12 protein-coding genes are annotated in these 14,331 nt (G+C 44.9%); 5 read left to right on the forward strand and 7 right to left on the reverse strand.

Translation table 11 applies throughout. The features are described 5' to 3' along the window. The first annotated feature begins 143 nt into the window (after nucleotides 1-143). Entirely contained in the window at nucleotides 144-719 is a 576-nt protein-coding gene (locus GV030_RS18500) for a TlpA disulfide reductase family protein (protein WP_159584846.1), read from the forward strand. Here the strand turns inward: GV030_RS18500 and GV030_RS18505 are convergent, their stop codons facing one another. Further along, entirely contained in the window at nucleotides 720-1,190 is a 471-nt protein-coding gene (locus GV030_RS18505; RefSeq protein ID WP_159584847.1) for a histidine phosphatase family protein, read from the reverse strand. 119 nt (nucleotides 1,191-1,309) lie between these two features. On the opposite strand from GV030_RS18505, the gene topA reads away from it, so the two are divergent. Next, nucleotides 1,310-3,640, forward strand: a complete 2,331-nt coding sequence (gene topA, locus GV030_RS18510; protein WP_159584848.1) for a type I DNA topoisomerase — start codon at nucleotides 1,310-1,312, stop codon at nucleotides 3,638-3,640. 75 nt (nucleotides 3,641-3,715) lie between these two features. On the opposite strand, the gene dnaN is transcribed toward topA, so the two are convergent. The 6 genes from dnaN to GV030_RS18540 form a co-directional block, all read right to left on the reverse strand. Then, nucleotides 3,716-4,840, reverse strand: coding sequence for a DNA polymerase III subunit beta (gene dnaN, locus GV030_RS18515; protein ID WP_159584849.1), 1,125 nt, complete (start codon nucleotides 4,838-4,840; stop codon nucleotides 3,716-3,718). A 125-nt stretch (nucleotides 4,841-4,965) separates the two neighbouring features. Continuing rightward, the gene (locus GV030_RS18520; RefSeq protein WP_159584850.1) at nucleotides 4,966-5,868 is read right to left on the reverse strand and encodes a hypothetical protein; all 903 of its coding nucleotides are present in this window, start codon (nucleotides 5,866-5,868) and stop codon (nucleotides 4,966-4,968) included. A gap of 1 nt (nucleotide 5,869) precedes the next feature. Then, nucleotides 5,870-7,552, reverse strand: coding sequence for a gliding motility-associated ABC transporter substrate-binding protein GldG (gldG, locus tag GV030_RS18525; RefSeq protein WP_159584851.1), 1,683 nt, complete (start codon nucleotides 7,550-7,552; stop codon nucleotides 5,870-5,872). Further along, nucleotides 7,549-8,274: a gliding motility-associated ABC transporter permease subunit GldF gene (gene gldF / locus GV030_RS18530; protein ID WP_159584852.1), complete on the reverse strand. Its 726-nt coding sequence runs from the start codon at nucleotides 8,272-8,274 to the stop codon at nucleotides 7,549-7,551. Before gldF ends, gldG begins: the two co-directional genes overlap by 4 nt. Continuing rightward, nucleotides 8,271-9,179, reverse strand: coding sequence for an ATP-binding cassette domain-containing protein (locus tag GV030_RS18535; RefSeq protein WP_159584853.1), 909 nt, complete (start codon nucleotides 9,177-9,179; stop codon nucleotides 8,271-8,273). The genes gldF and GV030_RS18535 overlap by 4 nt, the downstream gene beginning before the upstream one ends. Nucleotides 9,180-9,184: 5 nt before the next feature. Beyond that, nucleotides 9,185-9,886, reverse strand: coding sequence for an SDR family oxidoreductase (locus GV030_RS18540; protein WP_159584854.1), 702 nt, complete (start codon nucleotides 9,884-9,886; stop codon nucleotides 9,185-9,187). A 205-nt stretch (nucleotides 9,887-10,091) separates the two neighbouring features. Between GV030_RS18540 and GV030_RS18545 the strand changes: the two genes are divergently transcribed. The 3 genes from GV030_RS18545 to GV030_RS18555 all read left to right on the forward strand — a co-directional run bounded on the left by GV030_RS18545 (nucleotide 10,092) and on the right by GV030_RS18555 (nucleotide 14,294). Continuing rightward, on the forward strand, nucleotides 10,092-13,124 hold the full coding sequence (locus tag GV030_RS18545; RefSeq protein WP_159584855.1) for an SIR2 family protein: 3,033 nt from the start codon (nucleotides 10,092-10,094) through the stop codon (nucleotides 13,122-13,124). Between the two features lie 11 nt (nucleotides 13,125-13,135). Next, nucleotides 13,136-13,945, forward strand: coding sequence for an alpha/beta hydrolase (locus GV030_RS18550; RefSeq protein ID WP_159584856.1), 810 nt, complete (start codon nucleotides 13,136-13,138; stop codon nucleotides 13,943-13,945). Between the two features lie 61 nt (nucleotides 13,946-14,006). Then, nucleotides 14,007-14,294 carry a hypothetical protein gene (locus GV030_RS18555; protein WP_159584857.1) on the forward strand — a complete coding sequence of 96 codons (288 nt, stop codon included), beginning with the start codon at nucleotides 14,007-14,009 and terminating at the stop codon, nucleotides 14,292-14,294. Nucleotides 14,295-14,331 lie beyond the last annotated feature (37 nt).

Genomic DNA, 14,331 nt, shown 5'->3' on the forward strand with positions numbered 1-14,331 from the left:
AAAGGAGAAAACATCCGGTAATTTTTGTTCTAACGTAATTCGTTTAGGCGTGGTCCCGACAATCGGGCGCCAAAAATATCATTTCTCTGATTTTATCAGAAAGATTGCGTTAGATAAATGAGAATATTTTCAGAAGCAGAAAAATGAGCAAGAAATCTTACAGAAAAGAACTGATAGAATGGACCATTATTGTGGTAGTGGGTCTGACACTTTATGTCACCGGACTGCATACCGAGGTGATCGGACAAATTCAGCGGGTGGTTCTGGCCACAGGAATCATGCAGCCCGAGGCAGATGATGAGAAGGCAACAGCCAGCTACGATCTCAGGCTTTCTAATATCGCCGGCAAACCAGTCAGTTTTTCAACCTTTCGGGGCCAAACGATCTTTCTTAATTTCTGGGCGACCTGGTGTCCACCATGTATTGCGGAGATGCCAGACATAGAAGACCTCTACCAGAAAATGGGGAAGGACGTGACCTTCGTGATGATCTCACTGGATGAAGATCGGGACAAGGCCCGGAGGTTCGTTGACAGAAAAGGATTTGAGCTCCCGGTATACTTCCTGGAGTCTCCACTGCCCTCACCGTACAACCCCAGCTCCATCCCCACCACCTATGTCATCTCTCCGGATGGTCAGGTAGTGCTCACCCGCCACGGCATGGCTAAATATGACACGGAAGAGTTTAGGGCATTTCTCTCCACACTCACACCGAAGTAGTTAGATGGTTTTCTTAAAGCCCACCCCTTTGGAGATCTCTGACCAAGCCAGGTCCTCAAACTCGATCCTGACCAGCTCCCCGGGAGTCATGTCTCCAAAGTTGGCACTTGTGAGGTAATCATAGAGGTAGGAAATGCCGGGGTTATGACCAATGATCAATATCACGCTATCTGCTTCATCCTGTTTGGTGATCAGTTCGAAGAGCGTGCGCACTGAGGCTTCATATATTTCCTCCATGTAATGCACCGGCAATGTGTAATCCAGTTCTTCAGTGAATATCTCGGCTGTTTGCTGGGTTCTGTTGGCGGTACTGCAGTACACTTTGTCAGGATAAAAAGACTTCAACTTCATGGCCTGACCCAAAGACCGAAGCTGAATCACACCATTCACAGTCAATGATCGGTCAAAATCAGATCCCTGGAAACCATACTCGGCCTGTCCGTGCCGCAATAAATAAAGATTCTTAACCATTTCGATTTTTTTTGGTTAACTCACCAGCTAAAGCTAAAGAAACCTTTAAACCCAGAAGGTGCTATTCTTTAGGTAATTAATAAAATTTCAAGATATTTACCACCTTAAAAAATCTGAGCATGGCAAAAAACCTGGTAATAGTAGAGTCTCCGGCAAAAGCAAAAACGATAGAAGGGTATTTGGGTAGCGATTACCAAGTGAAGTCATCTTACGGTCATGTAAGAGATCTCCCCAAAGGAGATAAGGCCATAGACATTGCCAACGGCTTCAAACCCACCTATGAGGTTTCAGCAGACAAAAAGGAGGTCATCAGAGAACTCAAGAAATTGGCGAAGGCAGCTGAGACCATCTACCTCGCGAGTGATGATGACCGTGAAGGAGAGGCCATTTCCTGGCATTTGAAAGAAGCACTGAACCTCAATGACTCCAATACAAGAAGAATTGTTTTTCGTGAGATCACCAAAAATGCGATTCAAAACGCCATACAGAATCCTCGGGGAATTGATATAGACCTGGTCAATGCACAGCAAGCCAGACGAATTCTGGACAGATTGGTAGGTTTTGAGTTATCCCCTGTCCTTTGGAAAAAAGTACGCCGGGGATTATCTGCCGGTCGGGTACAGTCCGTAGCTGTCCGCATGGTGGTAGAAAGAGAGCGTGAGATAGATCAGTTTGAAGCTCAGTCTAGTTTCAAGATCTCGGCCTTGTTTGACCTGGATCAGGGAAAAGTGCTTCAGGCAGAATTGGGCAAACGTTTCAAAACTGAAGCAGAAGCACAGGCTTTTCTCAACCTCTGCACAGGTGCCGATTTTGAAATCAGTAACCTGGAGACCAAACCGGCCAAGAAAAGTCCGGCTCCTCCTTTTACCACTTCTACACTCCAGCAGGAGGCCAGTAGGAAACTAGGCTACTCAGTGTCCTATACCATGTCACTGGCCCAAAAGCTCTACGAGGCAGGTAAGATCTCTTACATGAGAACTGACTCTGTAAACCTGTCACAAGAGGCCATCGCCAGTGCGAATTCGGAAATATCCGGCTCTTATGGCAAAGACTTTATTCAAAACCGGTCTTACAAAACCAAATCGCAATCTGCACAGGAAGCTCACGAAGCAATTCGTCCTACAGATTTCCATGTACAGTCGGTGAGTGCGGGCTCAGCAGAAGGCCGACTTTATGAGCTCATCTGGAAGCGGGCTATCGCCTCGCAGATGGCTGATGCTCAGCTGGAAAAAACAACCGCCACCATCAGTATCTCCACCACCGACGAAGTGCTCGTGGCACGTGGTGAAGTGATCAAATTTGAAGGATTCCTAAAAGTGTATCTGGAGTCCACCGATGATGACGAAGACGAAGAACAAAAATCGATGCTCCCTCCCCTGGCCATAGGGCAGAAACTGGACCTACAGCAAATGCTGGGAAAAGAAGGTTTTACCAGACCTCCGGCCAGATATACTGAAGCCAGTCTGGTGAAGCAGTTGGAAGAAAAAGGGATCGGCCGACCGTCTACTTATGCCCCTACCATCTCTACCATACAGAAGCGTGAGTACGTGATCAAGGAATCACGTGATGGCAAGGAGCGACAGTATGTGGAGCTAGTACTGGCCAAAGGGCAGATCAACAAAACCACAAAAACCGAAATGACCGGGGCAGAGAAAAACAAACTCTTCCCTACCAATATTGCCATGATCGTCAACGATTTTCTGGTAGAACATTTCGAAAATGTAGTGGATTACTCTTTCACCGCAGATGTGGAGAAAGAGTTTGACGACATAGCCAATGGCACCAAAGCCTGGGAGCAAATGATCCAGTCATTTTACGGCAAGTTTCACACGAAAGTGGAAAACACCGATAGTCTGGAACGTGCGGATATCTCTGCGGCGCGGGAGCTGGGCACAGACCCTAAGACCGGCAAAAACATCTACGCACGGATGGGCAAATACGGCGCCTACGTGCAGTTGGGGGAATCACCCGAAAAGGAAGATGACGAAAAGCCTCAGTACGCCAGTCTGAAGAAAGGTCAGTTTCTTGAAAACGTCACCATAGAGGAAGCCCTTGAACTTTTCAAGCTACCTCGTAATCTGGGTGAGTTTGAAGACAAGGTGATGACTGCCGCCATTGGTCGCTTTGGTCCATATATCCGCCACGATGGCAAGTTTGTTTCCCTTCCAAAAGAGATGGATCCCCTCACGGTGACGGAAGAAGAAGCCATAGAGCTGATCCTGGCTAAGCGGGAAGCAGATGCCAACAAGTTTATCAAGACCTTTGATGAAGACCCTGAAGTGCAGGTACTCAACGGTAGGTACGGCGCCTATATCAAGTTTGGGAAGAAGAATGTGAAAATCCCGAAAGACAAGGTACCCGAGGAGCTGACCTATGCCGAGTGTAAAGAGCTGGCAGACAAAACGCCCGAGAAAAAAGGCCGGGGTGGCGGAGCCAGGAAGAAAAAATAATCATAGACAAAAAACACAAAAGGGGCTCCTGAAAATTTTCAAGAGCCCCTTTTTTATAAAGTTGACCGAATCTACTTACACGTAGTTGTTCAGCATCACTGGCATCACCAGTAAAAGAATGTCTTCGTTTTCGTCTTTCTCTACAGGTAAAATGATACCTGCTCGGTTCGGTGCGTTGAGTTTCAAGGTGATCTCTTCCGCGTCCATGTTGTTGAGCATTTCGATCAAAAACTTGGCATTGAAGCCAATCTCGATATCCTCTCCGTCATGCTCACAAGACAATCGCTCACTGGCTTCGTTGGAGAAGTCCAAATCCTCAGCAGAGATCAACAATTCACTACCTGTGATCTTCAACCGCACCTGATGAGTGGTCTTATTGGCGTAAATGGCAATCCGCTTCAGAGAGCTCAGGAGCTCACTCTTGTTGATGTTCATCGCATTCTCATTGTCTGAAGGAATCACGTTCTCGTAATCCGGGAATCGCTCATCGATCAGTCGGCATATCATCTTCACATTGTTGAAGCTGAAGAATGCATTAGAAGCGTTAAACTCAAGGTTAACGTTGGTATTTTCAGAAGGAAGTGTAGACTTCAAAAGCGTCAGTGCCTTCCTTGGAATGATCATATTGTGCGCCATGTCAGAGGCAATATCCACTCGTCGGTATCTAATCAGTCGGTGACTGTCCGTAGCCACAAAGGTGGTATTGGTCTCATCCAGTTTGATGTATACCCCTGTCATTGCAGGTCTTAGTTCATCATTGCTGGTGGCATAGATGGTGCTGTTGATGGCCTGGGCCAGTACTCCCGATGACATATTCACCGCATACCCATCAGACACTGTAGGGATCTTAGGGAAGTCCGTTGCGTTCTCGCCACTTAGCTTGTATCTACCGTTATCCGAATTGATCTCTATGCTATAAGTATCCGCATCGATGGAAAAGGTCACCGGCTGCTCAGGCAAGTTTCTGAGTGTCTCCAAAAGAATCTTGGCGGGAATGGCAATACTTCCATTCTCCTTAGCTTCCACTTCCAGCTCAGTGATCATGCTTGTCTGAAGATCAGATGCAGTGATCGTCAAAGTACCATCTGTGATTTCAAAAAGAAAATTCTCAAGAATAGGCACCACGGGATTCGTTGTGATCACACCATTGATGGCAGAAAGTTGCTTAAGCAGGTAAGATGATGATACTATAAATTTCATGGATTCACGATTTCAATTGGGCGTCAAATTTAACCCGAAATTGTCATTGGAAAAAAATATACCGGAGAATTGGTTTCCCTAATAATAATCTTTCGATTGAATGGTCCCTCAATGTGGTCTGGGTCCTATTTTTTATACTTAAAATCCTCCTTTTTCAATAAAATCTCCTTCATTCGCCTGTCATCTACCACCAGCATGGATCCTTCATAGGTCATTAGCAGATAAAAGCGATCTCCGGATAACTTCGGAAAAATGTCTATAACCACAGGTGCCTCCTGATTGATGGCCTCAATGGTGAGGGTAGCAAGTGGTGGCATTTTAGAGAGGCTGTCGTATTTTTCAAACCGACCGGCACTCAACCATTCGTTGGTCTGAAAGAGTTGAAACAGGTTGAGATAGTTGACCACTGCATTGGAGTCAATGGGGGCAATGTCCTCTACGACAAAGAAGTCCTTGTCGAAATTGATGGTAAAATCTGAGTCATCTGACTGTTGATAATCCAAAGTCAGTTTTTGAATCGTCCTCCAACTGGCATCCACCACCAGCCGATCGCGCCATTGGGCAGGCTTCAGTTCGAAAAGTCCCCCCAGGTACTCATTGTATCCGGGGATGTGCACCTCATAAACCTCCTCACTTCCGGTCAGTGCAAAATAGGTCTTGGTCTTGGTAGGATTTCCCCAAACTCTGAAATTCAACGGGTTTGCCCCGCCTACGGCTACTTCAATACCTTCTTCGGGCTCTATATCCACTGGTTTCTTCACTTTCACCCTCGTCAGGATGGAAAAGAGCAGTTGCCGAACAGACGGGTCAGCAGGATATTGATCATTCACACGCCACTTTCCCGTGTTTTTGGATAATGCCACTCCCTCACCGATCTGGATATTGCTTATTCCCGCAGTATCTGCCAGTATGAATTTGTTTTCGTCAAAAGAGACACCCGTTCGCTGGCTTCCCAAAAAGAAAAACAAGACATTGACCAGCAGCAGTCCCATAAAAATCACCAACAGATTACGATTATGTGTTGTCATGTTAGTACTTGTTTCTGCGTTTTCTCCAAATCATCTTGAGCACTCCAAAAAGCAACAGCAGCACGATGGGAATCACCAGATTGATGACCTGCCATTTGGTACGTTCCTGCTTCACTTTCACTTTGTCCAACGGGCGAATCTTCACCTCTTTGGCCCGGGTCTCCACCAGCCCGTCCTCGTCCACCAGATAGTCTATCAGATTCATGAGCATGGCCTCATTGGCATAGGTCTTCTGACTATAGGGTTCCACTCCCAAAGGCAGCGGTTTGCCATCTTCCAGGCTCAGCTCGTTGCGTACCAGGTCTCCATCTGCTATGACCACCACTTTGTTTTTCACCCCATCTTCTACCATCTCTTCCTTTTTGAATCCCTGAGGTGGAAACCGATTTTTATAGAGTGAGGTAAACGTTCCTTCCAGTAAATAACCCACGGTTCGTGGCCCACTTTGAAATTTCTCAGGCATCAGGTCAGACTGCAGGTCATTGAAACTCACAGTGACCGGCGCGCCCATGACTTTACTATGAGCAGAAGTCATCAGCAAGGGAATCTTCTCCACACCCACGGCTTTCACCGTGTCAATTGTAGAAGCAAAGCGAACCATCACCGCGTCCATGTTTTTCACCACAGGATGTTTACCATAGTTGGTAATGATGGGGAAGTACGGCCAGGGCAGCATGCGTATTTGGGCCTGATCACCCAGGTTTCCTGCCACCACCGGAAAGTCACCACAGTTGAGGTCGGCTACATAGTTTTGATTGATGCGCACCCCATATTTGAAAAGCAAATCCGCCAAACGGGTATCATATGGAATGGCCACCGTGCCATCGCCTGCTGCACTGTCCATATTTACACTTAGGGCATCCAGGAAGAAAGCAACGCTTCCGCCCTTCATCACAAACTGATCCAGTAGATATTTTTCCCGGTCGGAAAATGCAGTGGTAGGCTTGGTCACCAGCAGCAAATCATAACCAGTAATCGGCGTGGTGCGAGTGGGTAGGTTCACCCTAAACAAATCATATTTGGTAAGAACGAGGTTATTCAATCCGGCCAACTGACTGGTATCCGGCTCGTTGTGACCGGTAATCAGCCCCACTCTTTTGCGGCCAGTCCCAGCCAACTGCTGCAGGGCATTGGCAAACTCATACTCCAGTCCCTCGATGGACTGGTTGATAATCTCTTCCGGCCCACTGGCCCTGTTACCTTTCAGCAGATTAAGAGCGAGTTCCCGGCCGCCGTAGGAAATAATCGCTCCCGGAAAGATCAGTTTCTGAGTGCTCTTGCCATCGATGGTATAATTAAGATTGGTAGGCTGCAGGCCCTGATTGATCAGTCCCTGGAAATACTGGTTGCGGGCACGGGTGCTCGCTGCTTCTCCCGGGTCCACGAATTTCACATCAAAATTCACATCCGTATAAATGGCGAACTCCTCCAGTAATTCACGGATCGACTTTTGAAAACGAATGAAATTAGCCGGTAGCTCCCCCGCCAGGTATACCTCCACAATCACATCTGCATCCAATCTTTTGAGTAGGTTTCTGGTAGGATCAGAAATACTGTACCGGTTTTCCTCAGTCATATCCAGGCGAAATCGATAGCGATCTGCTACCTGAAAAAGCAAGACAATAATCAGTACCCCTATGCCCAGGTGCAACCACAAACCCAATCTGTAACCACTTTTCCTCATTTTCCGAATCCCAGGGTTAATTGTGTAAATAGCAACATCAGAGCCATCAGGCTCCCGAAATAGACAACATCCTTAAAGTCCAGTAAACCGCGACTGATAGACGTATAATGCGCCATAATGCCCAACTCAGCGATGTAATAGGACCAGTCTGCCCAGAGATTGATCTCCGCTACGGCATCAAATCCGGCATAAAAAAAGAAACACAGAAAAGCCGCCAAAATGAAGGAAACAATCTGGTTTCCCGTAAGGGCTGAGGCCAGGATGCCTATGGCCGTGAAGACACCTCCCAGAAACACCAGGCCTATATAGGAGCCTATGATCCCTGGAGTATCGAGGTTGCCAACCGGGTTACTGAGATAACTCAGCGAGTAGTAATAGATGATGGTGGGCAGCACTGAAAACAGAACCAGAAAAAATCCGGCAAGGAATTTTCCCATAATGATCTGAGAATCCCTGAAGGGCAGCGTCTGCAAAAGCTCAATGGTTCCGGAGCGCTTCTCTTCGGCAAAAGATTTCATGGTGATGGCCGGGATCAAAAACATAAACATGTATGGCCCCAGGCTAAAGAGCGGCTCCATGCTGGCATAGCCATAGTCGAGCACGTTGGTATCCGGAAATACCCACATAAGCAGGCCGATTCCTATGAGAAAAACCCCGATAACCACATAGGCAATCAGGGAGTCCAGAAATTCATTGACTTCTTTTAAAAAAATGCTGATCATGCTTCCGTCTTTTGCGTTAAGCGATGAAAAATTTCTTCCAGTGACTGCTGTGATTTGGTGAGGCTCACCAACGGCAGGTCATTTTCGGAGGTGATCCGAAGGAGCTCCGCCCTCAGGTCTGAGCGATCAGACTCAATCAAATAGGCGCTGGCCCCAAAAGGCTGAGGCTCGAAACCGGCTTGTATAAACACGCTCTGATCTACGGGTTGCTCAAATTCGATGATTATTCCATTGGTATGATTGAGTCCCTCTTTGAGCACAGATAGCTGATCATTGGCCACGAGCTCACCACGATCGATGATCACCACATGGTCGCATATAGCCTCCACCTCCTGCATGATGTGGGTGGAAAGGATCACCGTTTTGTCCACGCTAATGTCTTTGATCACCTGACGAATTTCCAAAATCTGATTGGGATCGAGGCCCGATGTGGGCTCATCCAGGATAAGTACTTTGGGGTTATGAATCAGGGCTTTGGCCAAGCCCACTCGTTGGCGATACCCCTTCGAAAGGGCACTGAGTCGCTTGCCACGCTCCCGCTGCAGTCCCACGAGCTCAATCATTTCGTCCACCCGCTTGCCTGCGCTTTTCAGTCCATAGGCACTGGCTATGAATCGCAGAAACTCCCTGACGTACATATCCAGATACAAGGAATTATGCTCCGGCAAATAGCCGGTGAGTGCCTTGGTTTGGAGGGGGTGATCTGTCACATCCAGTCCTTCTATCAGCACCTGACCAGCTGTAGGCCGGATATACCCGGTGGCCATTTTCATGGTGGTGGACTTTCCTGCACCATTAGGACCCAAAAAGCCGGTAATTCGCCCCTTTTCAGCTTCGAAAGAAATATCGCTGACTGCCCGCTGTGTCCCGAAGACTTTTGTTAATTGCTGGATAGATACGGCCATAGATTTTACTGCTTGCCTTTTGGTCTGAGTGGTCTGAGTTCCAAATCTACAGGAAGATAATTAGGATGTGTATTTAAAAGATCAATCACTGACTTAGCTACGTCTTCCGGGCGCATCATGTTGTCATTGGCGGCTATGGAATCTATCTGATCGAAGAATCCGGTCTTGATGCTCCCCGGATAAACATTGGTGACTTTGATGCCCCAGTCCCGCAGCTCCATCATCAGGGAGTGGCCAAACCCACGCACTGCGTGCTTGGTGGCTACATAACCGCTCATGTTTTTCACACCGTTGAGACCGGCAATCGAGCTGATATTGACGATATGGCCCTGATCCATCTTTTTCATTTGGGGCACCACCATTTTGGTACAGTACATCAGGCCGTGTACATTCACATCAAACATTCCTTTCCAGTCTTCCACATTCAGTTCGTCCACGGGCCCCATCACCCCATATCCGGCGTTATTGATGAGGATGTGAATCTCTGACCCCATGCGGGAAACGGACTCCCGATAGGCGCTGGCCACCGAATCAAAATCCGCCACATCAGTTTCTATAAAATGAAAGTGGTCATCCATCAGCTCCGGCTGAGACCTGCTCCAGCCGGCTACCTCCACGCCTGCATCCAGTAGCTGCCGGGCCATTTCCAATCCTATTCCTTTACTCACTCCTGTCACTATGGCTCTCTTACCCTTCAAATGCTCCATTCTCCTGTTTGATTTTAACTAAACGCAATATTGTTGGTTTTTATTCTTATCTGAAACAGTCGGGGGGCATTTCTGTTTGGGTGTGGTTCAAATGCATATACTAAAAATACGTTACCTTTTTTTCCAACACCATAGTTAAGGGTATGAATAAATAATCGATCGTTCAATCACTGAGACAATAATCAGACTTAACTATCTTTCCCGTATGATCCGTTTTGAAGAATCTTTAGTTCGGCAGATTGAAATAATCAAAAAGGCTGCTAATGCAGGAAAGCTTGTTCTTTTCGTTGGAGCCGGGGTTTCTCAAAATTCAGGAATACCTGGCTGGGGGCATTTAACTGAAGAGTTGAGGAAAGATTTAACTGGCATACCTCCTGGTGAGTATAGTGCTCAAGTTATTGCCCAAATGTATTTCAATAAATTTGGAAAAAGAGCGTATACGGATAAGGTTCAGCGAATTCTAAATACTGAAAGCAAACAGCCAAACCCTATTCACAACCTCCTCTTTGACCTGAATCCCAGACACATTTTAACAACAAACTTTGATAATTTGATTGAATTATCGGCCTATGAAAACCAGCACCCTTTTTCCGTAGTATCACAGGACACAGAGTTACCTACAGCTGAATACATACAACTAATTATCAAAGTTCACGGAGATTTTTCAAATGGCGGTGAGAACATTGTGCTAAAGGAAGATGATTACCTGAGCTACCCAAGAAAATACCCTTTGATCAAAAGTTACATTGAATCTCTTTTTGCTTCAAGTGTGATTCTTTTTATCGGCTATGGCTATAAGGATGATAACCTGAAACAAATCATTGATCAGGTTCGGGTCTATTTAGGTGACGATTCCCATCAAGCCTATCTCATCAGACCTGAACCAACAGATAATCAAATAGAACTGGATTACTTCGATAAGAAAAACATCCAGGTGATCTCCTATTTTGATGATATGTGGAATTACCTGAAATCAGGAAACCCTCATGATCAACCCCTCAATATTGAGGTAAACGGAATTGAAGGGATAGGTTTAAACTTATTCAAAATACTGAATTTCATCTCCAAATTTGATCCAGAGGTTTATAGGCTGTCTTTTGAAAATGTAGTGAATCAAAGTTTGACGGCAATAGGAAACTTGAACAAACAACTGGCATTTATTCCTCCATTTCATCTGATGAATATCTTTCCCTTCAACAAAGGTCAGCTGAAATGGTCGTATGTCGATGATTATAATTATGATAGAAGTAACTATTCACTTACTACCAAAAACAGTGAATTGCTTAGTCTATTTGCAGCCATTAAAACTGATAAAAATGGGCATTTCAAGGGGGTTAGTTCCAAATTCATAAAAAATATTCTACCCCAAAAACTTACTCCGGAAGCCGAGAAAGCCTTTAGTGAGAAATTGAATTCGGACGTTTCAGCCCTTATCAATGCATTGAACAAAAACTTGATTTATGATCTCCCTATTTCAGCTGCCCAAAATACGTCTAGTGGCAAAAAAAGAATTACTTACAAGATTGAAAACCAACTCACAGATTGCCACAGTCTTTTCTTCAAATTTCAGTTTTCAAAGTCTTTCGAAATTGCATATTCCAATAATTCAATAAAATTAACTGCTCAAGAGTATTTAGAACATGGATATACTTTTTATCAATTTCGAGATTACAAAAGAGCCTGTATAGAGTTTCAAAATGCCTCGAGAATCGCATGGAAGCAGAAACTTTACATCATATATATAATCGCCTCAATGAATATCAAGAGGTTATTAAAAAGTGTGGATTTTGACCGAGATACGACAGGTGGAGATTCAACAAAAACATTTATTGAAAATGCCATTAATCAGTCTGGTGTCAGGCACCTCCATGAGACGGCCTTTAGTCTGGATGTGTCGCTAACTGAACGTGAAATAATCAGATACCTCATTGAGGATAATATGTCAGATTCAGTTAGCAACAAGGTAAGAAAGTCCCTTTTTGAGGTTAGAAAATTACCCTCTACGTACTCAGATAGTCATTTGTCTCTAACTTATGAGATTAACTCGCTTTTTGTACACCTGAATGCGAATTGCATCATATATGATCACTATACGAATTTTAAAAATCTGGTTCGTGATGCATTCGAATCATACTGTCTGAACTATTCAAAATCCAATCCAAAAACTCAATTTGAAATTTTCTATCTGGAAATTGCTATTCTCTATATCTCCTATCTGGATGTTAGTGATATTTTATCCGATTCCCTAATTGAGAGAATAAATATCGATGAGAACAATATCTCTGGATTCATTCAAATAATTAATGATTTACTTGAATCCAGCTACATAACAAATGAGTTCGGGAAAGTATCATCCAACAATTTTAATGATGATAAGGTGATGTTCGGCTTCAAGGATCGATTGTCGCAGATGATCAATACATCCCTAGCACTAATGGCCAAAATCGATATTGATTCGAGTCATTTTGAGCTTTTAACAAATCCAATTCTGCATGTAATCCAATTGATGAGAAGGCATGAACTAAAGCACGTTTCAGGGGTCTTATTAAAGCATCAGGAAGCATTCAGTAATATTCAATTAGAAACTATACTTCTAAACTTATTGGATCATGACATATGGGCTTATAATTCCATTTATTCTGTCATTAATATACTTAAAGAAAGGGATGAGAATTATAAAATAAAGCGGGCGGATATATTAGATAAAATACGTAGTTTGGATTTTAAAGGTGAGCAAGGCTTACCATTTCGTCTGTATGAAATAACCGATATAGAAATCAAGCATTTTATTAAAGAGGTGATTGAGAATAGAATGAAAGAAACATTTCATGAAGATGATTATAAAAGTGCGGTAATCTCTGACATTGTTGAGCCCTCCTTATACCTATCACCATACCTGCAAAGAATCTTAGGAAATACAGATAAGCGAGAAACAATAATCAATCATTGGCATTACCGATTCATTATTGAGCATTTGATCGAACGACTTCACCTTGAAAATTTATTTCAAAATGAACTAAATGAGCTTTTAGAAAACTCCGATTATTTTTCTTGGCTGTATAAACCTGAAGCTTTCAATTACGAAAGGTTCGATAAGGAATGGCTAAACTTTGAAAGGTCAGATTGGTTTATCAGCAGAATTAAAAATGTGGATATTTTGAAGGAAAAAGTCCAAGAAATTGCAGAAACAGATCAAGATAAGGAACTCGCCTATTTTTTCACTTGCCATTTATCCTAAAATCACTCACTATGAACCGATCGCTTACCTCCTTCCTACTCCTACTTTGCAGCCTGGCATGCCTTGCACAGGAATACACCACCCTGACCAATCTCCCCTATAGAAATCAAACGGAGCGGAACAGTGATCCTTACATTTCGGAGCGCTGTGTCCTGGACCTCTATCACCCTGCCTCCAGTGGATTTGCCACGGTCATCTGGTTTCATGGCGGAGGGCTCACCGGAGGGAATAAGGAGTTACCGGAGGCTCTCCAACAAAAAAACATCGCCATTGTGGGTGTCAACTATCGGCTCAGCCCAAAAGTCAGGGCTGCCACCTGCATAGAGGATGCTGCCGCGGCGGTAGCCTGGGTGTTTAAAAACATTGAACAGTACGGTGGAGATCCGTCAAAAATCTTTGTCTCCGGACACTCTGCCGGGGGATACCTGGCCAGTATGGTAGGACTGGACAAGAAATACCTGCAGGCCTACGGGATAGACGCCAATGACATTGCCGGACTCATTCCTTTCAGTGGTCATACCATCACGCATTTCACCATACGTGAAGAACGTGGCATCCCCGGACATCAGGCGATCGTGGATGAGTTGGCCCCTCTTTATCATGTACGGGCGGATGCTCCCCCCTTGCTGCTCATCACCGGTGACCGGGAGCTGGAAATGCTCGGGAGATATGAGGAAAATGCCTACATGATGCGCATGATGAAGGTGGCCGGCCATCAGCAAACCACCTTGTATGAGATGGATGGTTACGGGCACGGCATGACCTACCCGGCGTTTCCGCTGCTCCTGAACGAGGTGAAGCGAATTGTTGAGGAAAAATAGATTGTTAAAGTCTATTGATACTAAAGCAACCTAATACTCCTTTTTCACAATTAATAACACCATGAGCGGAGCAGGATTCACTAAAGACATGGTTAACTCCTCACGGGGCAACAGAACGCTCTTAAAGGGTAATGCCTCTGCTACATTCAATAATTTCGATAGGGAGGCCTATCAGATCAAACCAAAAAAAAGAAAAGCTCCCCAGTACAATCAAGCCTCCAAAGCTTATATGAAGCAGCTCAGAAATCAACTGTTGGCTGACAACCTACGAACCTCAAGAATCAGAAAGCTGGTGCTAGCAGGTTCAGTGATAACAGGGCTCATTCTGTTTTCATTGCTATTTCTTTAACCTTCATCTTATCCTTCTTGGGTGTTTTATCCCTGAC

The organism is Marinoscillum sp. 108 (assembly GCF_902506655.1).
In the GTDB taxonomy this organism is placed as follows: Bacteria; Bacteroidota; Bacteroidia; order Cytophagales; family Cyclobacteriaceae; genus Marinoscillum; species Marinoscillum luteum.

Bases quoted from the DNA above. Each gene is read 5' to 3' on its own strand.
- GV030_RS18500 (WP_159584846.1), top strand. From the start codon at position 144: ATGAGCAAGAAATCTTACAGAAAAGAACTGATAGAATGGACCATTATT.
- gldF (WP_159584852.1), bottom strand. From the start codon at position 8,274: ATGATCAGCATTTTTTTAAAAGAAGTCAATGAATTTCTGGACTCCCTG.
- GV030_RS18545 (WP_159584855.1), top strand. From the start codon at position 10,092: ATGATCCGTTTTGAAGAATCTTTAGTTCGGCAGATTGAAATAATCAAA.
- GV030_RS18555 (WP_159584857.1), top strand. From the start codon at position 14,007: ATGAGCGGAGCAGGATTCACTAAAGACATGGTTAACTCCTCACGGGGC.
- GV030_RS18550 (WP_159584856.1), top strand. From the start codon at position 13,136: ATGAACCGATCGCTTACCTCCTTCCTACTCCTACTTTGCAGCCTGGCA.
- dnaN (WP_159584849.1), bottom strand. From the start codon at position 4,840: ATGAAATTTATAGTATCATCATCTTACCTGCTTAAGCAACTTTCTGCC.
- GV030_RS18505 (WP_159584847.1), bottom strand. From the start codon at position 1,190: ATGGTTAAGAATCTTTATTTATTGCGGCACGGACAGGCCGAGTATGGT.
- GV030_RS18535 (WP_159584853.1), bottom strand. From the start codon at position 9,179: ATGGCCGTATCTATCCAGCAATTAACAAAAGTCTTCGGGACACAGCGG.
- GV030_RS18540 (WP_159584854.1), bottom strand. From the start codon at position 9,886: ATGGAGCATTTGAAGGGTAAGAGAGCCATAGTGACAGGAGTGAGTAAA.
- GV030_RS18520 (WP_159584850.1), bottom strand. From the start codon at position 5,868: ATGACAACACATAATCGTAATCTGTTGGTGATTTTTATGGGACTGCTG.
- gldG (WP_159584851.1), bottom strand. From the start codon at position 7,552: ATGAGGAAAAGTGGTTACAGATTGGGTTTGTGGTTGCACCTGGGCATA.
- topA (WP_159584848.1), top strand. From the start codon at position 1,310: ATGGCAAAAAACCTGGTAATAGTAGAGTCTCCGGCAAAAGCAAAAACG.